We start from the raw sequence: 19,882 nt of genomic DNA, 5'->3' as shown, positions 1-19,882 counted from the left end.
CGCCCGCGCACGCGGGAAGGCCCGCCCCCGCAAGAAGCAAGGGCGGGCCTTCCGTTTCGTACGGTGTCAGGCGAGCGGCGCCGGAACGTACGGCGCGAGATCCGCCGCGAGTTCCTCGTGCACCCGCAGCTTGAGCAGGGTGCCCTCCGGCGTGTGCTCCTCGGAGATCACCTCGCCCTCGGTGTGGGCGCGGGCGACCAGCCTGCCGTGCGTGTACGGCACAAGCGCCTCGATCTCGACCGACGGCCGCGGCAGCTCGTTGTCGATGAGCGCCAGCAGCTCGGCGATGCCCCGGCCGGTGCGGGCCGAGACGGCGATGGAGCGCTTCTCGATCCGCAGCAGCCGCTGGAGCGTCAGCGGGTCTGCCGCGTCGGCCTTGTTGATCACGACGATCTCGGGTACGTCCGTGGCGCCGACGTCCCTGACGACCTCGCGTACGGCGGCCAGCTGCTCCTCCGGGTTCGGGTGCGAACCGTCGACCACGTGCAGGATCAGGTCGGACTGGCCGACCTCTTCCATGGTGGAGCGGAACGCCTCGACCAGGTGGTGCGGCAGATGCCGGACGAAGCCGACGGTGTCCGCCAGCGTGTACTGCCGGCCGCTCGGCGTCTCGGCCCGGCGCACGGTCGGGTCCAGGGTCGCGAACAGGGCGTTCTCGACCAGGACACCGGCGCCGGTGAGGCGGTTGAGCAGCGAGGACTTGCCGGCGTTGGTGTAGCCCGCGATGGCGACCGAGGGCACCTTGTTGCGTCGGCGCACCTGGCGCTGGATCTCGCGGCCGGTCTTCATCTCCGCGATCTCCCGGCGCATCTTCGCCATCTTCTCGCGGATCCGGCGCCGGTCCGTCTCGATCTTGGTCTCACCGGGACCACGGGTGGCGAGGCCGCCGCCCTTGCCGCCGCCCATCTGCCGGGACAGCGACTGACCCCAGCCGCGCAGCCTCGGCAGCATGTACTGCATCTGCGCGAGCGCGACCTGCGCCTTGCCCTCTCGGGACTTGGCGTGCTGGGCGAAGATGTCGAGGATCAGGGCCGTACGGTCGATGACCTTGACCTTGACGACGTCTTCGAGGGCGATGAGCTGGCCCGGGCTGAGCTCACCGTCGCAGATGACGGTGTCCGCGCCGGACTCAACGACGATGTCGCGGAGCTCGAGAGCCTTGCCGGAGCCGATGAAGGTGGCCGCGTCGGGCTTGTCGCGGCGCTGGATCACACCGTCGAGCACGAGCGCGCCCGCGGTCTCCGCGAGAGCGGCGAGCTCTGCCAGGGAGTTCTCCGCGTCCTGCGCGGTCCCCGTGGTCCAGACGCCGACGAGCACGACCCGCTCCAGACGGAGCTGTCGGTACTCGACCTCGGTGACGTCCTCGAGCTCTGTGGAGAGGCCGGCGACGCGGCGCAGAGCCGCACGCTCGGAGCGGTCGAACTGGTCGCCGTCCCACTCTCCGTCGATCTCGTGGCTCCAGGCGACGTCCTCTTCCATCAGGGCATCGGCCCGAAGACCTTCGGGGTAGGCGTGCGCGAGGCGCTCAGTGTCCTGGGAAGGGGAAGAAGAGGAGGTCATTGGGTCCTTACGTCGTTGGAGATGCCATTTCGGCGGTCATTGAACACAACGTACGAGCAGCCCGGGAGATTCCCGCGCCCCGTACCCCGCCGACCTGACGATGGTCGCACGGTACGGGGCGTCTCGTCACTGTGTTATTCGTCGGGCGCGACGGCTCAGGCGCTAGGCGCCGGGCGCTTCCGACTTCCAGTCCGGGTGACCTGGCATCGGCGGGGTCTTCGTGCCGTACAGCCAGTCCTGGAAGAACTCGCCGAGGTCGCGTCCGGACACATCGGAGGCGAGCTGCACGAACTCGGCCGTGGTCGCCGAGCCGTCCCGGTGCCGCTGCACCCAGGTCCGCTCCAAGCGCTCGAAGGCCGGGCGGCCGATGTTCTCGCGCAGCGCGTACAGGACGAGCGCGGCGCCGTCGTAGACGTTCGGGCGGAAGATGCCGATCTTCTGGCCGGGCTCGGGCACCTTGGGTGCGGCCGGTGGTCCGCCGGCGGCACGCCAGCCATCGGAGGAGCGGTACGCGGCCTTCATCCTGGTCTGAAGCTTCTTGTTCGCCTTCTCCTCCGCGTACAGGGCCTCGTACCAGGTGGCATGCCCCTCGTTGAGCCACAGATCGGACCAGGTGCGGGGGCCGATGCTGTTGCCGAACCACTGGTGGGCCAGCTCATGGACCATGATCGAGTCGACGAACCACTCGGGGAAGCCGGACTCGGTGAACAGGTCTCTCTCGAAGAGAGAGAGGGTCTGCGTCTCGAGTTCGAACCCGGTGTCCGCCTCCGCGATGAGCAGGCCGTAGGTCTCGAAGGGGTACGGCCCGACCTTGCCCTCCATCCATTTCATCTGAGCAGGGGTCTTCTTCAGCCACGGCTCGAACAGCTTGCGGTCCTTGGTGGGGACGACGTCCCGGATCGGCATGCCGTGCGGCCCGGTGCGGTGCAGCACCGTGGAGCGGCCGATGGAGACCTGCGCGAGTTCGGTGGCCATGGGGTGCCGGGTCCGGTACGTCCATGTCGTCTTCCCGCGCGCGCGGTCGACGCCGGCCGGCATCCCGTTGGCGACGGCGGTGTGGCCGTCGGGTGCGGTGACCCGGAAGGTGAACATCGCCTTGTCCGAGGGGTGGTCGTTGCACGGGAAGACCAGGTGGGCGACGTCGGCCTGATTGGCCATGACGAGCCCGTCGGCGGTCCGCACCCACCCTCCGTCCCGGCCCCCGGCCGCCGGGCGGGGATCGCTGGTGTGCCGCACGGTGATCCGCATCCAGCTGCTGGCGGGCAGCGCTTTCGCCGGGGTGACCACCAGGTCCTCCTCGGCACTGGCGAAGGTCGCCTTCTCCCCGTTGACCTCGACCGACTTGACCTGGCTGTGCGCGAAGTCGAGGTTGACGCGGTCCAGTGCGGTGGTCGTCCAGGCGCTGATCGTCGTGACCGCCTGAAGGGGCTTGCTGTTGGTGCCGGGATAGGTGAACGAGAGGTCGTACGACGCCACGTCGTATCCGGGGTTGCCGAGGTGCGGGAAGAGGCGGTCGCCGACGCCGAGGGGGGTCGGCGGGGCACTTGCCGCGATGAGGCAGACGGACACGGCGGAGGCGAGCAGAGCCGCCTTCAGCCGTCGGGGGGTGCGGGGGGTGAGCAGCATGGACCACGGCTACCAGGGCTCACCCGGAGCACGGCGACGACGCGCGTCCGGCCCACTCGAATGGGGTGCTGAAGGAAGTCGTACGATGCCGCACGCGCGCGTGGGCCGGCGCCCCGCGCCTTACGCTCCCGGTGTCTGGGCCCGTCCCACGTCGTACACCCCTGGCACGTTCCGCATGGCCCGCATGAGGGCGGGGAGGTGGGCGGCGTCAGGGAGTTGGAGGGTGTACGTGTGACGGACGCGTTGCTGGCTCGGGGGTTCGACGGTCGCCGACACGATTTCGGCGCCCTCCAGGGCGATGGCTTCCGTGAGGTCGGCCAGGAGATGGGGGCGGCCGAACGATTCGGCGACCAGGGTGACCCGGCACTCGGTGGTGTCGCCCCAGCGCACGCCGACCTCCGCGCGCCCAGTGCTCTTCATACGCACCACCGCGGCGCACTCGACGCGGTGCACGGTCACCGCTCCCCCGCGGACCGAGAATCCGGTGACCTCGTCGGGCGGTACGGGCGTACAGCAGCCGGCGAGCCGTACGGTCGCGCCGGGCTGGTCGACCACCGCGTTCGCGGCGCCGGGCCGGGTGGCGGGGACGTCGGCGGCGGGCCGCGGGGCCGCGGACGGTGCCTCGCGACCGCGCTCGGCCTCCGGTTCGGCCTGCGAAGGGTGGGTCGCGAGCCACCGTTGGATGGCGATCCTGGCCGCCGGTGTGTGCGCGTGCTCCAGCCACTCTCTGGAGGGCTCGGAGGCCGGGTCCTGCCCCATGAGGAGCTGGACGGTGTCGCCGTCCCGCAGGACCGTGCTCAGCGTCGCCAGGCGGCCGTTGACGCGGGCGCCCATGCAGGCGTGCGCGTCCTCGCCGTACTGCGCGTACGCGGCGTCCACGCAGGTCGCGCCGTCGGGCAGACCCAGCGTGCCGCCGTCGGGCCGGAAGACGGTGATCTCGCGGTCCTGGGCGAGGTCCTCGCGCAGGGTGGACCAGAAGGTGTCGGGGTCGGAAGCGCCCTCCTGCCAGTCGAGCAGGCGGGAGAGCCAGCCGGGCCGGGTGGGGTCGACGCGCTCGCCGTCGGCCGGGTCCTCGGGGGCGGGGGCGTAGGGGTTGCCGAGCGCGACGACGCCCGCCTCGGCGACCTTGTGCATCTGATGCGTGCGGATGAGGACTTCGGCGACCTGGCCGTCCCCCCGGGCGACGGCGGTGTGCAGCGACTGGTAGAGGTTGAACTTGGGGACGGCGATGAAGTCCTTGAACTCCGAGACGACGGGCGTCATACAGGTGTGCAGCTCGCCCAGGACGCCGTAGCAGTCCGCGTCCTCGCCCACCAGCACCAGCAGCCGGCCGAAGTCGCAGCCCCTGAGGCGCCCCCGCTTGCGGGCCACGCGGTGTACGGAGACGAAGTGCCGGGGCCGGATGAGGACTTCGGCCTGGATGCCGGCGTCGCGCAGGACGGTGCGCACCTCTTCGGCGATCTCGGCGAGCGGGTCGTCGGGGAGCGCCGCGTTGCCGGCGATCAACTCGCGTGTGTGGTCGTACTCCTCGGGGTGCAGGATCGCGAAGACGAGGTCTTCCAGTTCGGTCTTCAGTGCCTGGACGCCGAGGCGTTCGGCGAGCGGGATGAGGACGTCCCGGGTCACCTTGGCGATGCGTGCCTGTTTCTCGGGGCGCATCACGCCGAGGGTGCGCATGTTGTGCAGCCGGTCGGCGAGTTTGATCGACATCACGCGGACGTCGCTGCCGGTGGCGACGAGCATCTTGCGGAAGGTCTCGGGCTCGGCGGCGGCGCCGTAGTCGACCTTCTCCAACTTCGTGACGCCGTCGACGAGATAGCGGACCTCGGCGCCGAACTGCTCACCGACCTGATCGAGGGTCACCTCGGTGTCCTCGACGGTGTCGTGGAGCAGAGAGGCCGTCAAGGTCGTGGTCTCCGCGCCGAGTTCGGCGAGGATGAGGGTCACGGCGAGCGGGTGTGTGATGTACGGCTCACCGCTCTTGCGCATCTGCCCGCGGTGCGAGGACTCGGCCAGCACATAGGCGCGGCGCAGGGGTTCGATGTCGGCGTCGGGGTAGTGCGCGCGATGGGCCTCTACGACATGGCCGATGGCGTCGGGCAGCCGGTCACGAGCGGTGGGGCCGAGCAGCGCGGCACGGCCCAGACGGCGCAGGTCGATCCTGGGGAGCGACCTCCTGCGGGGCCCGGTGGGGACTACGGGACCTGCGGCAGGGTTCGTTGCCTCCGCACTCATGGGCACCTCCGGCTGCGTGGACCGGCGGACGGGGTTGCCCCATGGCGGACGGCGACTCAGGGGATGGCTTCGTTCCCCCGTCCGGGCCGGTGCTTGATGCTACCGAGCCCATCACGCGTGACTGACCGCCTCTCGCCGAGCGTGAAACGGATCACCCATTCGAGCGATGGTCTGGACGTTGCGATTTCGCGCCATGTGACCTGCGGCGGACGGCAGTTCCGGACCTCGCGAGGCCCTGAAACCAAGGCTTCCGGCATCTGGGGCTGCGCTACGGACGGTCACCGAACCGCGTTTTCCAGCCATTCCGCGTCGATCTCTCCTTCGGCCACGATCACCGCGGGACCGGTCATCTCGATCTCGCCGTCGGGCCGCTCAGTGATCACCAGGGTTCCGCCGGGGACATCGACGGTGTACGTCGCCGGGGCGCCGGTGACCGCGGGGTCGGCGCCGTCTCTGCGGGCGGCGGCCACGGCGACGGCGCACGCGCCCGTGCCGCACGAGCGAGTCTCGCCGGCGCCGCGCTCATGCACGCGCAGCGCGACGTGGGCGGGGCCGCGGTCGACCACGAACTCGACGTTCACCCCGTCCGGGTAGGCGGACGCCGGGCTGAAGGGCGGCGGGGCGAACAGGTTGCCCGCGTGCGCGAGATCCTCCACGAAGGCGACCGCGTGGGGGTTGCCCATGTTCACGTTCCGCGCGGGCCAGCTGCGCTCGCCGACACTCACGGTGACGTCCCCTTCGGGCAGCCGCGCCCTGCCCATGCCGACCGTGACGGCACCGTCCTTCGCGATGTGCACGCTCTTCACGCCCCCGCGCGTGGCGACGGCGAGGTCGCCTTCGGTGACATGACCGGCGCGCTGGAGATAGCGCGCGAACACCCGCACCCCGTTGCCGCACATCTCGGCGATCGAGCCGTCGCCGTTGCGGTAGTCCATGAACCACTCCGCCTCGGCCGCCATGTCCTTGGCCTCGGGGTGCGCGGCGGACCGTACGACATGCAGCAGCCCGTCGCCGCCGATGCCCGCGCGGCGGTCGCACAGGGCGGCGACGTCGGCCGGGGACAGGTCGATGGCGTTCTCGGGGTCCGGGACGATCACGAAGTCGTTCTCCGTGCCGTGCCCCTTGAGGAAGGCGATCCGCGTGCTCATTCCTCGATCGTAAGGGGTGGGTACGACACCGGGCTCAGCGCAGCCGGGCCACTCGCCAGACGGCCAGCACCACAACGGCCGCGACCACCACGACGTACGCGATCACGACCCGCCAGTCCGGGCGGCGGCCCGAGCCGCGCTGGGGCAGGCCGGGCCAGGTGTAGCCGACGCGACGGGCGGCCATCATGCCCCAGCCGGCCGCGCAGGAGCAGATCAGCAGCCCCAGCATGGCGATCACGGCGCCGCTGTCGCCGAAGTCGAAGGCCAGGGGGAAGGCGAACATCAGGGAGCCGACCGCGGCCAGGGCGACGATGGGGGCGAGCTGCCAGATGCGCAGTCGGCGCTGCGGCCGCAGCTCGACCTCGACCTCCGGGCCGCCGGCGAACATCTCGTCGGGCTCCGGGCCGTCGTCGGTCACACCGTCCTCGTCGGGCCCGTCCGGGCTCAGACGGTCGCCGTCCGGTGCCTGCTCACCGCTGTCGGCGGTGAGAGGTTCGGTGTCTTGTGCGGTGTCGCGAGGGCCGGCCTCCATCGCCACGCGCCCTCCCAACTCGGACTCACTTGGTCGATCGAAGCTCGATGATGGCACGGCGCCGGAGACCGGGATGTCGGCCGGAGCGTCCCGATGCCAGGACGTGATCAGGCTGTAACCGGTCGTTCGAGCAAGGCCAGCGCGAGGTGCGGAAGTTCCGTGAGATCCGCCGCCGCCCCACTCAGCCAGTGCACCCGGGGATCGCGTCTGAACCATGAATCCTGACGGCGCGCGAAGCGCTTGGTGGCACGGACGGTCTCGGCGCGCGCCTCCTCCTCCGTGCACTCCCCCGCGAGCGAGGCGAGCACCTGCTGGTAGCCGAGCGCGCGCGAGGCCGTACGCCCCTCCCGCAACCCTTGCGCCTCAAGCGCGCGCACCTCGTCGACGAGCCCTGCCTCCCACATCCGGTCGACCCGGCGGGCGATGCGGTCGTCGAGTTCGGGACGTGTCACGTCCACGCCGATCTGGACGGTGTCGTAGATCGAGTCATGGCCGGGAAGGTTGGCGGTGAAGGGCCTGCCGGTGATCTCGATCACCTCGAGGGCCCGGACGATACGGCGGCCGTTGCTGGGCAGGATCGCGTACGCGGCCTCGGGGTCGGCGGCGGCCAGCCGGGCGTGCAGCGCACCGGAGCCACGGAGCGTGAGCTCCTCCTCCAGGCGGGCCCTGACGTCGGGGTCCGTGCCGGGGAACTCCAGGTTGTCGACGGCGCCGCGGACGTACAGGCCGGAGCCGCCGACCAGGATCGGCCAGCGTCCTGCGGCGAGCAGGGCGTCGATCCGTTCTCGCGCGAGTCTCTGGTACTCGGCGACCGACGCCGTGATGGTCACGTCCCAGATGTCCAGGAGGTGGTGCGGGACGCCGGAGCGTTCCTCGGGCGTCAGCTTGGCGGTGCCGATGTCCATCCCTCGGTAGAGCTGCATGGAGTCGGCGTTGACGACCTCGCCGCCGAGACGCTGGGCCAGAAAGACGCCCAGATCGGACTTTCCGGCCGCGGTGGGTCCGACGACGGCGATGACGCGGGGGGCGGGGGGTGCACTGCTCACCGACCCAGTCTCGCAAACCTCCGGCCGCCGTCTCGAACGAGTTACGTGACGGCACGGGCCCGGGGTCGTTCCCTGTTGCGAGGTTTTCGCCGCCGATTTAGAGAGGCGGTTACCCGGGCGGCACAAACGGGCGCACCGGGCTACGCGGGAATTCGCCCGCACGAGTAACGTATGGAGTGGATATGGGCGTTTTTGCACGACTTCTCCGAAGGTCGAAGACTGCGGAGGAGACGTCAACCGCCGAGGCACAGGCCGACACACCGACGGCCGAACCCACGGCGGACGTGACGGAGGCCACGGAGGCGGCGGAGCCGAAGGCGCCGTCCGAGGCCACGGAGGAGGCGGCGGAGACCGTCGAGGCCACCGCCGCGGAGGGTGTCGAGGTCCCCAAGCACGACATCCCCAAGCAGTCCTCGGAGGAGGCTGCCGACCGGGAGGCCGGCGAGGGCGCCCGCACGTAACTGCTCCCGCGAGGGAAGGTGGACCATGGGTCTCCTGGACAAGATGAAGGCCAAACTCGCCCCGGCCAAGGACAAGGTCTCGGGCCTCGCGCAGCAGCACGGGGACAAGATCACGCACGGCCTCGACAAGGCCGCAGAGACCGTCGACAAGAAGACCAAGGGCAAGTACAGCGACAAGATCCAGTCGGGCACGGGCAAGGCCAAGGGAGCCATGGACCGACTCGCGCACAAGGACGACACCGGCACGGGCGACGCACCCACGACGCCGCCGGACTCGCCGCCGCCGCCAACTTCCTGAACGGCACACCGACGGACGGCCGCGGAGCGGATGAGCTCCCGGCCGTCCGCCGTTTCACCCGCGCGGAGCCGATGCCGCCCTGCCGTGCCGATACGGCTCTACGACCAGGTCGCGACCACGTACCCCACGCCGTACGGCGCGTCCTCGTACAGCAGCGCACCCTCCAGCTGCGCCTCCTCGGCCGCGCCCGCGAGAACCTGCCAGGGGGCCCGCCCCGATGCCTTCAGCTCATGCGCCAGCCCCACGTCGAGCGCCTTCAGCGCCGCCACGTCCGCCGTCCCGAGCGCACGCGCGACCTCCGCGTCGAAGGGCGCCGCCCGCTCGTCGAGATAGCCGGGGGCCTTCAGCGTGCGGCACGCGCTGGCGTCGCCCATCACCAGCAGCGCCACCCGCTCGGCACGAGCGGCGATCGCCCTTCCCACTTCAATACACCGCTCGGCCACCAGCGGTTCCCCCACACCGAGTCCCTCGATCGGGGCGCCCGACCATCCGATGCGCTCCAGCAGCCATGCGGCCACGGCGAGCGAAGCCGGAAGCCAACGCTCCGACTCCGCCGGTGCCGTGTCGTCGTCACCCTTGGCGCTGCCCAGGCGTACGTCGAGATCCACGCCGAATCCGTGGAAGGAGCCGCGTGTGCCCTCCGGGTGCGTTTCGCGCCCGCTCAGCTCCGCTGGCCCGAGCACGATGAGCAGGTCGGGCCGGGCGGCGGCGAGGACGCCGAGCGCGTTCGTGCACGCGGCGCGCGCGGTGTCCATCTCGGGCGCGGCGCCCGCGGCGACCTCGGGCACGAGGAGCGGTGGACAGGGGCAGACGGCGGCGGCGACAAGCATGGTCGGCAGATTAACCCCGTACAACTGTGACCGAGCTGCGCGCCCCGCTCAGGACCGCGCCCCTCGCTAGGGACCGCCGCCCCAGGTCAGTCGCAGCCGCAGCCGCTGCCCGTGGCCACCGGCAGCGGCTCCGGGACGCCGATCTTCGGCAGGCCGAGCATCACGCCGGCCGGCTCGGCTGCCTCGGCGGCGTTGCGCTTCTCCCAGGCATCGCCCGCGCGCGTGGGACGCACGTCGAGGACGGCGCCCTCGGCGAGGAGATGGTGCGGGGCGGCGTACGTGATCTCGACGGTGACGACGTCGCCGGGGCGGACGTCCTGGTCGGGCTTGGTGAAGTGGACCAGGCGGTTGTCGGGGGCGCGGCCGGAGAGGCGGTGGGTGGCGCCGTCCTTGCGGCCCTCGCCCTCGGCGACCATCAGCTCCAGGGTGCGGCCGACCTGCTTCTTGTTCTCCGCCCAGGAGATCTCCTCCTGAAGGGCGACGAGACGCTCGTAGCGCGCCTGGACGACCTCCTTGGGGATCTGGTTCTCCATGGTCGCCGCAGGAGTGCCGGGCCGCTTGGAGTACTGGAACGTAAACGCTTGCGCGAAACGGGCCTCGCGGACGACGTGCAGCGTCTGCTCGAAGTCCTCCTCCGTCTCGCCGGGGAAGCCCACGATGATGTCGGTGGTGATCGCGGCGTGCGGGATGGCGGCGCGGACCTTCTCGATGATCCCCAGGTAGCGCTCCTGGCGGTAGGAGCGGCGCATCGCCTTCAGGACCGTGTCCGAGCCGGACTGGAGCGGCATGTGCAGCTGCGGCATGACGTTCGGCGTCTCGGCCATGGCGGCGATGACGTCGTCGGTGAAGTCACGCGGGTGCGGGGAGGTGAAGCGGACGCGCTCCAGGCCCTCGATCTTTCCGCAGGCCCGCAGCAGCTTGCTGAAGGCCTCGCGGTCGCCGATGTCGGAGCCGTACGCGTTGACGTTCTGACCGAGCAGCGTGATCTCACTGACGCCCTCGGCGACCAGGGCCTCGATCTCGGCGAGGATGTCGCCGGTCCGGCGGTCCTTCTCCTTGCCGCGCAGGGCCGGGACGATGCAGAAGGTGCAGGTGTTGTTGCAGCCGACGGAGATCGAAACCCAGGCCGCGTACGCGCTCTCGCGCCGCGTCGGCAGCGTCGACGGGAACGCCTCCAGCGACTCGGCGATCTCGACCTGCGCCTCTTCCTGCACGCGCGCGCGTTCCAGCAGCACCGGAAGCTTGCCGATGTTGTGCGTGCCGAAGACGACGTCCACCCAGGGCGCCTTCTTCACGATCGTGTCGCGGTCCTTCTGCGCCAGGCAGCCACCGACGGCGATCTGCATGCCGGGCCGCGAGGCCTTCCTCGGGGCGAGGCGGCCGAGGTTGCCGTACAGCCTGTTGTCGGCGTTCTCACGGACGGCGCAGGTGTTGAAGACGACGACGTCCGCGTCGCCGTCGGAGCCCTCGGGGGCGCGCACATAACCGGCCTCTTCGAGCAGCCCGGACAATCGCTCGGAGTCGTGGACGTTCATCTGGCACCCATAGGTGCGCACTTCGTAGGTCTTCACGTCCACTGCCTGGCTCCGGTCGCTGCTGCTGGTCATTCCTCAAGGGTAGGCGGTCCCGGCAGAACCCTTGGCCCCAGTGCTGAGGGCAGGGAGCCGCAGCCCTGGGCCGCCATAAATGAATGGCACACAGCGCGGCACGACGGGATGATCCGGGCATGGCCTTCGCCTCGCCCGAGCCTCAGCCCCAGCCCCAGCCCGTACCCGAGCCTCAGCCCGTGCTGGTACGCACGACCGCCGGGACGCTGCGCGGCACCCAGGAGGGCGATGTGGCGGTGTTCCGCGGCATTCCCTTCGCGGAACCGCCGGTCGGCGCCCTCCGATTCGCCGCACCTCAGCCCGTGCGCGGATGGGACGGAGTGCGGCCCGCTCTGGACTTCGGGCCGCCGCCCCCGCAGGGCATGGACGCGACGGCGGCGGACTCGAAGGGCGACGAGTGGCTGACGGTCAACGTCTGGACGCCCGAGCCGGACCCGGGTGCGGCGCGTGCGGTGATGGTGTGGATCCATGGCGGCGCCTATACGTTCGGCATGTCCGGCCTTCCCGAGTACGACGGTGCTCGTCTCGCCGAGGACGTCGTCGTGGTGACCTTCAACTACCGGGTCGGTGTGGAGGGTTTCACGCAGATCGAGGGGGCTCCGGCCAACCGGGGTCTGCTCGACCAGGTCGCGGCCCTGGAGTGGGTCCGCGACAACATCCGCAGCTTCGGCGGCGACCCCGACCGCGTCACCGTCTTCGGCCAGTCGGCGGGCGCCGGTTCCGTCGCCGCGCTGCTGGCGATGGAGCGAGCCTCCGGGCTCTTCCGGCGGGCGGTCGCGCAGAGCGTGCAAGGCACGTTCTTCTCGCCGGAACTCGCCGCCGACATCGCCGCCGGATGCGCGTCCGAGCTGGGCCTGCGTCCCACGGCGGCCGAGCTGTCCACGGTGGACCCGCAACTGCTGGCCGCCGCCGGAGACGCGGTCACCGCCCGGATGCCCGCGTCGGTCGAGCGATGGGGCCGGGCCGCGTACCGGTCGATCATGTACGCGCCCGTCGTCGACGGCGACGTCCTTCCCGTGACGCCCTGGCGGGCCCTGGCCGACGGCGCGGGCCGGGGCATCGACCTCCTCGTCGGGCACGCGCGCGACGAGCAGCGTTTGCTCAGCCTGCTGGACGGAACGCTCGGTCAGGTCACGGAGGAGCAGGCCGAGGGGGCGCTGCGCATCCTCGCCCCGGGGCCGGACGGCACGCGCCGCTACCGGGACGGCTTCCCCGACGCGGGCCCCGATGCCTTGCACGAACTGGTCCTTTCGGACTGGCTGTTCCGCATGCCGAGCCTCCGCCTCGCCCACGAGCAGCACGGAGCCGGCGGCCGGGCGTACGTCTACGAGCTGACCTGGCCCGCCCCGGGCATGGGCGGCGTTCTCGGCGCCTGCCACGGCCTGGACGTACCGCTCGTCTTCGGGAACCTGGACCGCGGCCAGCCGGCCGTGCTGCTCGGCGACGGCCCGTCCCCCGAGGCGGAGGCGCTGTCCGCACGCATGCGCGCGGCGTGGACGCGGTTCGCCGTCGAAGGCGACCCGGGCTGGCCCGCGTACGACACAGAACAGCGCCTGGTGCAACTGTACGACGCCCGGCCGACCGTAACCCGCTACCCGGAAGAAACCTCACGCCTCCTCTGGCAGCACCACGCCTTCGACCCGCTGCCGCTGCTCAGCTCACCTTCCGGCAGTACAGCGCGTCCGGCGTCCGAGCCGACCCCACCCGGCCGGTGAACGCGATCCCGGCCGCGTACTCGTCGTCCGCGCACTGCCCTTTGTAGTGGCCCTGGGCGAAATCGCCGCCCTTGGGGGCCGAGCCCCGGTTGTCGCCACGGTCGAACCAGACCGTACGACCGCTTGTGCTCCGGACCGAACCGGCCGCGCACAGGGCGGAGGACATGGCCGCCCCGCGCACGCTGTACCCGATCAGGAAGTCGCCGTCGGCGCACTGGAGTTTGGTGTAGCCGGAGGCCCAGTCGTTGCCCGGCGTCACATGCCTTTCATTGACGACCACCTCATGACCGGCCGTGCCCCACGAGGAACCGATGTCCGAGCACAGGCCCCGGTTGCCGGTGTGCGCGATACCGAGCAGGCGCTGTCCGTCGGGGCAGACCGCCTTGCGGGCACCGGAGTCGAAGTCGGGCAGCGACCGCATCCGCCGGGACTGCACGAAGTCGCCGTGGTCGGGGCTGAGCATCGACCACTCCGCGACCGGTGCGACGTGGCCCGTACGCCCTGGGGCCTGGACGAGCCGGGTCCAGGCCGCCGCGCGCCAGTCGTCACCGTCGTACACGCCCATCCGGTGGCCCGCCGCGTCCCAGTGCAGCAGCGCCCAGCCGTTGCCCTTGCGGTCCTCGTGCCAGCCGACGAGCGGCCAGTAGGCGAAGTCGGCGTCGGTACGGATGAGTTGGTCGACGAAGTTCTCGAACCAGGCGCGCTGCTTGGCGCCCGTCTCGTCACGGCCGCCGACGCCGAACTCGCTGATCCAGAGCGGTGCGGTGAAGTGCTGGTCCTCTTCTGCGGTGACGAAGAAGGCCTGGCGGTTCAGCACGTCGATCAGCTCGGTGGGGCTGAAGTCCCGGTAGCGCGGGTCGCTGGTCTCGCCCGTCCCGGTCGCCCCGCTGTGGTTCGGGCCCGTGTAGTCGTAGAAGTGGGCGGAGTACACGAGCTTTCCGGAGTCGACGAGGGTGTGCGAGAGACGGCGTACGGGCTCCAGGGTGGGGCGTTCGTGCGCGAAGCCGTCGACGGGGATGCCGGTCCAGTTGATGCCCTCGACGATGATCAGCAGGTCGGGGTTGGCCTCCGTCAGGATGCGGTCGCCGACGCGCTGGGAGGCGGCGAACCAGTCGTGATCGTTGCCGAGGCCCCAGTTGGGGTCGTCCCAGATGGTGCGGCGGACCTCGTTGTAGAGGTCGGCGCCGACGACACGATCGTTGTCCCGGTAGCGGCGGGCCACGAACAGCCAGTCGTTCTCCCAGGTTCCGGCGGACTGGCTGGTGTTCCAGCGTTCGTTTCCGTCGACTCCGCAGCACCAACGGGTGGTGTTGGTGTGGTTGTTGAGGATCACGGCGAGTCCGGCGCCGGTGAGTTCGCGCACTACGACGTCGTACACCTGGAGCGGTGTCTTTCCGCGCAGGGACGGATTGGCCGCGACGGCGTCGTCCGTGACGGGAACGGTGTCGTGGATCATCTCGTTGGAGAAGGGGAGACGGATGCTGTTGATCCCGATCTCCCGGAAACCGGCGATGATCTCGGCCATGGGGGCGCGGTCCAGGCCGAGCGGGATCCGTCCGGAGTTCTCGCCCGCATGGTGGTTGGCGTCGTCCGCCGTGCTGCCCGAGCCGTTCCAGGTGCCGCTGGCTCCGTGCCAGTTGCCGGAGCGCAGCTTGAAGCGGTCGCCGTTCGCGTCGACGATCCAGCGGCCGCGAGTGCTGAGCGGGCCCGTCCAGTCCTCCTCGGCCGCCTGCGCGGGGACGGACGTCAGAGGCACCAGGAGGAGTACGGCGACCAGTGCCGCCCTGAGGAAGCGCATCCGTGTTGTCATGACAGCGTCATAGTGGCGGGTCGCCCGGACTTAGTCCATACCTGGGCCTCATGGCTCGATGAGCCCCGCCCGTATCGCATACCGAGTCAGCTCCAGGCGGTCTCGCATGCCCAGCTTCTGCAGCAGATTGGCCCGGTGCCGTTCGACCGTCTTCGCGCTGATGAAGAGGAGCTCGCCGATCTCCTTGGAAGTGTGTCCCTCGGCGACCAGCTTCAGGATCTCCTCCTCGCGTTCGGTGACGGCCCGGGCGGGCAGGTCGTCGCCCCGGTGCAAACGGTCCAGATAGGAGCGGACGAGGGCCCGTTCCGCGCCCGGGTAGACGAACGGCTCGTCGCGCATCGCCGCCCGGCACGCCTCGACCAGGTCCCGGTCGGCGACGGACTTCAGGACATAGCCGCTGGCCCCCGCCTTGAGGGCCTCGAAGAAGTACTGCTCGCTGTCGTACATCGTGAGGATGAGGATCCGCAGCCCCGGTATGCGGCGCGAGAGTTCGCGGGCCGCTTGCAGGCCGGTCATCCGGGGCATGGCGATGTCCAGGACGGCGAGATCCACCTCGGTGTCACGGGCCCGCGCGACCGCCTCGGCGCCATCGCCGGCCTCCGCCACGACCGTCAGATCGTCCTCGCCGTCGAGGATCAGCCGCACACCACGGCGTACGAGCGTGTGGTCGTCGGCGAGCAGGACGCGGATGCGGTCGTCCGATGCCGGGATGCCGTGTTCCGATGCGGGCATCAGCGGCCTCCGGCCGGTATGCACAGGCATACGTCCGTCCCCCGGCCCTCGGACCCCGGCCGCACGGCGAGGTCCGCGCCGATCAGCAGCGCCCGCTCCCGCATGCCCCCGATCCCGGCGCCCTCCGCCGCCGTACCGACGCCCTTGCCGTTGTCGCCCACGACGAGCTCGACGCCGTCCGCGATCCGCCGGAACCGGATCTCGGCGCGATCGGCTCCGGCGTGCCGGGCGGTGTTGGTGAGAGCCTCCTGGGCGACCCGGTAGACGACGAGTTCCGCCTCCTCGGGCAGCGCGGGCAGCTCGCCGGGAATGTGGTGGCGCACCGAGAGACCGTGCGCGGTGAACTCCGTCGCCAGCGAGCGCAGGGCGCTGGGCAGGCCCAACTCCTCCAGGACACCCGGGCGCAGCCGGCGGGCTATGCGGCGGATCTCGTCGAGGCCTGCGCGCGTGGCCTCCTGGGCCTGGCCGACCTCCGCGCGCAGGTCCTCGGGGGCGCGGTCGGCGACGCGCTTGAGCTGGAGGAGGACGGCGGTCAGGGTCTGGCCGACCTCGTCATGGAGTTCCCGGGCGATGCGATGGCGTTCACGTTCCTGCGCGGACAGCGCACGGGCGGCACCGGCGGCGCGCTCGGCCTCCAGACGGTCGAGCATCGTGTTGTACGTCGTGATGAGCTCGGCCGTCTCCGCCGGACCCGCGACCACCGCACGGGCGCCCGGTCGCAGCAGGTCGGCGGCGGCCATGGCCCGGCCCAGCCGCTGGAGCGGGGCCAACCCGAGGCGCAGGACGACGGCATTGGCGGCCAGCAGCACGGCCAGTCCGGCGGCGACGACGAGCGCCTCGGCGGGCTGGACGGGGGTCGAGACGGTGACCGGGCCCAGCAGCAGGGCGGCGGCCACGATCAGGCCCGCGGCGTTGAGCGAGAAGATCCGCCAGAACAGCGACACGTTCCCGGCTCCGCTCCGTCCGATCCGTCGGCACTTCTGCGCCCGTACCAGACTCGCCGCCCGCCCGCGGCCACGTATATCCGTCACAACACCCATGTCGCCACCGTATGCGGGAGTGACAGCATGGCGGCGTCGGCCTGAAGCCGATCAAGCCGGCCGGCACCGGGACGAAAGACAGAACCGGGACGAGAGAAAGAGAAGAAACGTGTCCGCTCCACGCCTGAGGGCCACGCCGCTGCCGGGCATCGGTGTCCAGTACGACCTGATGACGCGCGAGAACCGCCATCTGTCGGTGGTGGCACACCGCGACGGCGCCCGCACGGTGAGCGTGTACCGGGCCGACGACCCCGACTCCTGCGCCCAGTCGCTCCGGCTGACCGGCGCCGAGGCGGGCTCGCTGATCGATGCGCTCAAGCCGTCCCACCACAGTGCGAGCCTGCTGTACACCACTGACCTGGGGCTGGTCGCCGAGCGGGTCGAGGTGGCCGCCACCTCACGCTGGAACGGGCGGGTGCTGGGCGACACCCGGATGCGGACCGAGACGGGGGCGTCCGTCGTGGCGGTGCTGCGGCGGGCCGAGGCGATCCCGTCCCCGGCACCGGACTTCCGGCTCGTGGGCGGTGACACGCTGATCGTCGTCGGCACCCGCGAGGGCGTCGACGCGGCCGCGGCGATACTCGGGCGGGAGTGAACGGTGCATTCCGCGGTCCTGCTCATCGAGTTCGGTTCCATCATCCTCGGCCTCGGCCTGCTCGGCCGGTTCGCCGCCCGCTTCCGGCTCTCGCCCATCCCGCTGTATCTGCTCGCCGGGCTCGCGTTCGGCGAGGGTGGGCTGCTGCCGCTGGGCGCGAGCGAGGAGTTCATCGCCACCGGTGCCGAGATCGGCGTCATCCTGCTGCTGTTGATGCTCGGCCTGGAGTACACGGCCGGCGATCTGGTCACCAACCTCAAGTCCCACTACCCGGCCGGGCTGGTCGACGGTGCCCTGAACGCCCTGCCGGGTGCCCTGGCCGCGCTGCTGCTGGGCTGGGGGCCGGTGGCCGCCGTCGTGCTGGCCGGTGTCACCTGGATCTCGTCGTCCGGCGTGATCGCGAAGGTGCTCGGCGACCTGGGCCGGGTCGGCAACCGCGAGACCCCGGTGATCCTGAGCGTGTTGGTCCTGGAGGACCTGGCGATGGCGGTGTACCTGCCGATCGTCACCGCGCTGGTCGCCGGGGCCGGGCTGCTGGCGGGCAGCGTGACGCTGGCGATCGCCCTGGGCGCGGCCGGGCTGGTGCTGTTCGTGGCGGTGCGCTACGGGCGGGTGATCTCCCGGTTCGTGTCGAGCGACGACCCGGAGAAGCTGCTGCTGGTGGTGCTCGGGCTGACGATCCTGGTCGCGGGCGTGGCGCAGCAGCTCCAGGTCTCCGCGGCCGTGGGCGCGTTCCTGGTCGGCATCGCGCTGTCCGGCGAGGTCGCCGAAGGCGCGCACACTCTGCTGAGCCCGTTGCGTGACCTGTTCGCCGCCGTGTTCTTCGTCTTCTTCGGGCTGCATACGGACCCCGCCAGCATCCCGCCCGTCCTGCTCCCCGCCCTCGCGCTGGCCCTCGTCACCGCCGCGACGAAGATCGCCACCGGCTACTGGGCCGCCCGGCGCGCCGGCATCTCCGTGAAGGGCCGCTGGCGCACGGGCGGCGCCCTGGTGGCCCGCGGCGAGTTCTCGATCGTCATCGCCGGGCTGGCGGTCAGTGCGGGCATCGAGCCGTCCCTGGGCCCGCTGGCGACGGCGTACGTCCTGATCCTGGTCGTCCTCGGGCCGCTGACCGCGCGCTACACCGAGCCGGTGGCTATGTGGTGGGGCGGCCGTGGGGGCAAGCGTCGCGACTCGCGGGAGAGTCAGCCAACGGCGACGGAATCGCCGGGGGCGACCGCTTCGGCGGATGCCGTGGATTCGGCGAAAGGTCACTGAGGCGTCGGGCCGGGGGTTCATAAGGGCCATGGCCGTGAGGCGTCAGCGGGCGGATGAGGGTCTGGGTGTTCACGGGGACCGAGGCGGGGGTGGCAGGTGGTTGCGCCGGAGCGGCACGCCGTAGGGCAGCACCGAGGTGCGCAGCAGTCCGCGCCCGGCCGTCAGGCGGTGCCGGGCGCCCACCCCTGACGGCGCAGCACCCCCGACACGTCCGGTGCCTCGTAGTGCTCGCCCTTGAGGACCTTGCCGTCCGCTCTGCGGGCGACATGGCCTTCGGGGCTCAGCTTGCTCATATTGGAGCGGTGTATCTCGGCGATCACCGCGTCGAGGTCGATCCCATGGACGAGCGCCGTGCCGTACGCCACGTAGACCACGTCCGCCAGTTCGTGCGCGAGCCGGTCGAGCGGGCCGGTGACCGAGACCTCGGCGACCTCCGCGGCCTCCTCGGCGAGCAACTCGCCCCGATGGGCGGCCAGTTCGGGAGACACCTCGGTCGGGGTACTGCGGACGTCCAGCCCGACGGCGCGATGGAAGGCACGGACCAGGTCGGCGGGCGATGAGCTCATGCGGGGAACTCTAGCGACGCCCACTGACAGTCCCTCGGGGCGGCGCCGTCGCCCCACGTGTGACCCCGGCGCTGGTCAGCACCGCATCCGTGCTGGCAGGATCGCCCGCATGTCCCAGGTCTTCCCCCGTATCGGCAGGCGCCGGGCCTTGCAGGGCGCGGCTGCCGGGTTTGTCGTGTTCGGGCTGCTGCTGTGGTGGCTGCTGCCGCTCGGGGAGGATCCGCCCGGTGGGACGATCACGTTCAGCACCGGGACGCCGGCGGGCGTCTACCAGAGGTACGGCAAGCTGCTGCGCAAGGAACTGGGCAAGGACATGCCGAACCTGAACGTGCGGCTCACTACCAGCGACGGCTCTCAGGAGAACGTTGCGCGCGTGGCGACCGGAAAGGCGGACTTCACAATCGCGGCGGCCGACGCCGTGGAGACGTACGACCTGGCCGGCAGGCCCGGCGCCGACCGGCTCCGCGGTGTCGCGCGGCTGTACGACGACTACGTGCAGCTCATCGCTCGGCCGGGCTCTGGCATCGACTCGGTGGCGGACCTGCGGGGCAAGCGGGTGGCCATAGGGCCGACTCACTCAGGCGTACGGCTGATCTCCAACCGCGTGCTCGAGGCGGCCGGCATCGACCCGGAGAAAGGCATCACGCCGCTGTCCGACGGCATCGACACCGGGCCCGCCCGGCTCAAGAAGGGCGAGATCGACGCGTTCTTCTGGTCGGGTGGGCTGCCGACGGAGGGCCTGCTGACTCTTGCCGAGAGCCTGGCCTACCGGTTCGTGCCGATCGACGCCGAACTCGTCGCCAAGGTGCACGCCAAGGGCGGCG

Annotated in this window: 18 protein-coding genes; 6 read left to right on the top strand and 12 right to left on the bottom strand. The window is 71.0% G+C overall.

Annotated elements, in window-relative coordinates:
* Positions 1-66: 66 nt before the first annotated feature.
* From hflX to miaA, 6 genes are all read right to left on the bottom strand, one after another.
* Entirely contained in the window at positions 67-1,560 is a 1,494-nt protein-coding gene (hflX, locus tag ACTWQO_RS21975) for a GTPase HflX (protein WP_443239037.1), read from the bottom strand.
* A 162-nt stretch (positions 1,561-1,722) separates the two neighbouring features.
* Positions 1,723-3,186: a M1 family metallopeptidase gene (locus ACTWQO_RS21970; RefSeq protein WP_443239036.1), complete on the bottom strand. Its 1,464-nt coding sequence runs from the start codon at positions 3,184-3,186 to the stop codon at positions 1,723-1,725.
* 120 nt (positions 3,187-3,306) lie between these two features.
* Positions 3,307-5,421 (bottom strand): RelA/SpoT family protein, encoded by a 2,115-nt coding sequence (locus tag ACTWQO_RS21965; protein WP_443239035.1) that lies wholly within the window; start codon positions 5,419-5,421, stop codon positions 3,307-3,309.
* A gap of 278 nt (positions 5,422-5,699) precedes the next feature.
* The gene (gene dapF / locus ACTWQO_RS21960) at positions 5,700-6,569 is read right to left on the bottom strand and encodes a diaminopimelate epimerase (RefSeq protein ID WP_443239034.1); all 870 of its coding nucleotides are present in this window, start codon (positions 6,567-6,569) and stop codon (positions 5,700-5,702) included.
* 34 nt (positions 6,570-6,603) lie between these two features.
* Positions 6,604-7,101: a hypothetical protein gene (locus ACTWQO_RS21955; RefSeq protein ID WP_443239130.1), complete on the bottom strand. Its 498-nt coding sequence runs from the start codon at positions 7,099-7,101 to the stop codon at positions 6,604-6,606.
* 107 nt (positions 7,102-7,208) lie between these two features.
* Positions 7,209-8,147 carry a tRNA (adenosine(37)-N6)-dimethylallyltransferase MiaA gene (gene miaA, locus ACTWQO_RS21950; protein ID WP_443239033.1) on the bottom strand — a complete coding sequence of 313 codons (939 nt, stop codon included), beginning with the start codon at positions 8,145-8,147 and terminating at the stop codon, positions 7,209-7,211.
* 182 nt (positions 8,148-8,329) lie between these two features.
* On the opposite strand from miaA, the gene ACTWQO_RS21945 reads away from it, so the two are divergent.
* Positions 8,330-8,608: a hypothetical protein gene (locus ACTWQO_RS21945; RefSeq protein ID WP_443239032.1), complete on the top strand. Its 279-nt coding sequence runs from the start codon at positions 8,330-8,332 to the stop codon at positions 8,606-8,608.
* A gap of 25 nt (positions 8,609-8,633) precedes the next feature.
* Positions 8,634-8,906, top strand: a complete 273-nt coding sequence (locus tag ACTWQO_RS21940) for an antitoxin (protein ID WP_443239031.1) — start codon at positions 8,634-8,636, stop codon at positions 8,904-8,906.
* A 98-nt stretch (positions 8,907-9,004) separates the two neighbouring features.
* Here ACTWQO_RS21940 and ACTWQO_RS21935 read toward each other — a convergent pair whose 3' ends face one another.
* Positions 9,005-9,736, bottom strand: a complete 732-nt coding sequence (locus ACTWQO_RS21935; RefSeq protein WP_443239030.1) for a class III extradiol dioxygenase subunit B-like domain-containing protein — start codon at positions 9,734-9,736, stop codon at positions 9,005-9,007.
* Positions 9,737-9,822: 86 nt separating this feature from the next.
* A complete protein-coding gene (miaB, locus tag ACTWQO_RS21930) occupies positions 9,823-11,343 on the bottom strand; it encodes a tRNA (N6-isopentenyl adenosine(37)-C2)-methylthiotransferase MiaB (protein WP_443239029.1) in 1,521 nt (506 codons plus the stop codon).
* Between the two features lie 119 nt (positions 11,344-11,462).
* On the opposite strand from miaB, the gene ACTWQO_RS21925 reads away from it, so the two are divergent.
* On the top strand, positions 11,463-13,058 hold the full coding sequence (locus ACTWQO_RS21925) for a carboxylesterase/lipase family protein (RefSeq protein ID WP_443239028.1): 1,596 nt from the start codon (positions 11,463-11,465) through the stop codon (positions 13,056-13,058).
* Here ACTWQO_RS21925 and ACTWQO_RS21920 read toward each other — a convergent pair.
* From ACTWQO_RS21920 to ACTWQO_RS21910, 3 genes are read right to left on the bottom strand one after another with little or no spacing between them, the layout of a single operon-like run.
* On the bottom strand, positions 12,997-14,868 hold the full coding sequence (locus ACTWQO_RS21920; RefSeq protein ID WP_443239027.1) for a glycoside hydrolase family 5 protein: 1,872 nt from the start codon (positions 14,866-14,868) through the stop codon (positions 12,997-12,999). The two genes, ACTWQO_RS21925 and ACTWQO_RS21920, sit on opposite strands and share 62 nt — an antisense overlap.
* Before the next feature lie 48 nt (positions 14,869-14,916).
* Positions 14,917-15,600, bottom strand: coding sequence for a response regulator (locus ACTWQO_RS21915; RefSeq protein ID WP_443239026.1), 684 nt, complete (start codon positions 15,598-15,600; stop codon positions 14,917-14,919).
* Positions 15,600-16,640 carry a sensor histidine kinase gene (locus ACTWQO_RS21910; RefSeq protein WP_443239025.1) on the bottom strand — a complete coding sequence of 347 codons (1,041 nt, stop codon included), beginning with the start codon at positions 16,638-16,640 and terminating at the stop codon, positions 15,600-15,602. Before ACTWQO_RS21910 ends, ACTWQO_RS21915 begins: the two co-directional genes overlap by 1 nt.
* Before the next feature lie 109 nt (positions 16,641-16,749).
* Here ACTWQO_RS21910 and ACTWQO_RS21905 point away from each other — a divergent pair, with 109 nt between their 5' ends.
* Positions 16,750-17,235: a cation:proton antiporter regulatory subunit gene (locus ACTWQO_RS21905; RefSeq protein WP_443239024.1), complete on the top strand. Its 486-nt coding sequence runs from the start codon at positions 16,750-16,752 to the stop codon at positions 17,233-17,235.
* A gap of 3 nt (positions 17,236-17,238) precedes the next feature.
* Complete coding sequence (locus tag ACTWQO_RS21900; protein ID WP_443239023.1) at positions 17,239-18,492, top strand: cation:proton antiporter; 1,254 nt, start codon at positions 17,239-17,241, stop codon at positions 18,490-18,492.
* Between the two features lie 161 nt (positions 18,493-18,653).
* On the opposite strand, the gene ACTWQO_RS21895 is transcribed toward ACTWQO_RS21900, so the two are convergent.
* Positions 18,654-19,058, bottom strand: a complete 405-nt coding sequence (locus tag ACTWQO_RS21895) for a MazG nucleotide pyrophosphohydrolase domain-containing protein (RefSeq protein ID WP_443239022.1) — start codon at positions 19,056-19,058, stop codon at positions 18,654-18,656.
* A 109-nt stretch (positions 19,059-19,167) separates the two neighbouring features.
* Here ACTWQO_RS21895 and ACTWQO_RS21890 point away from each other — a divergent pair.
* Positions 19,168-19,882: TAXI family TRAP transporter solute-binding subunit (locus tag ACTWQO_RS21890; protein ID WP_443239021.1), on the top strand; the 715-nt coding region annotated here is incomplete at its 3' end.

Origin of the sequence: Streptomyces sp. 4N124, from assembly GCF_052245395.1 — a bacterium.
GTDB lineage: Bacteria > Actinomycetota > Actinomycetes > Streptomycetales > Streptomycetaceae > Streptomyces.
This window is presented reverse-complemented; position numbering and strand designations above follow the sequence as displayed.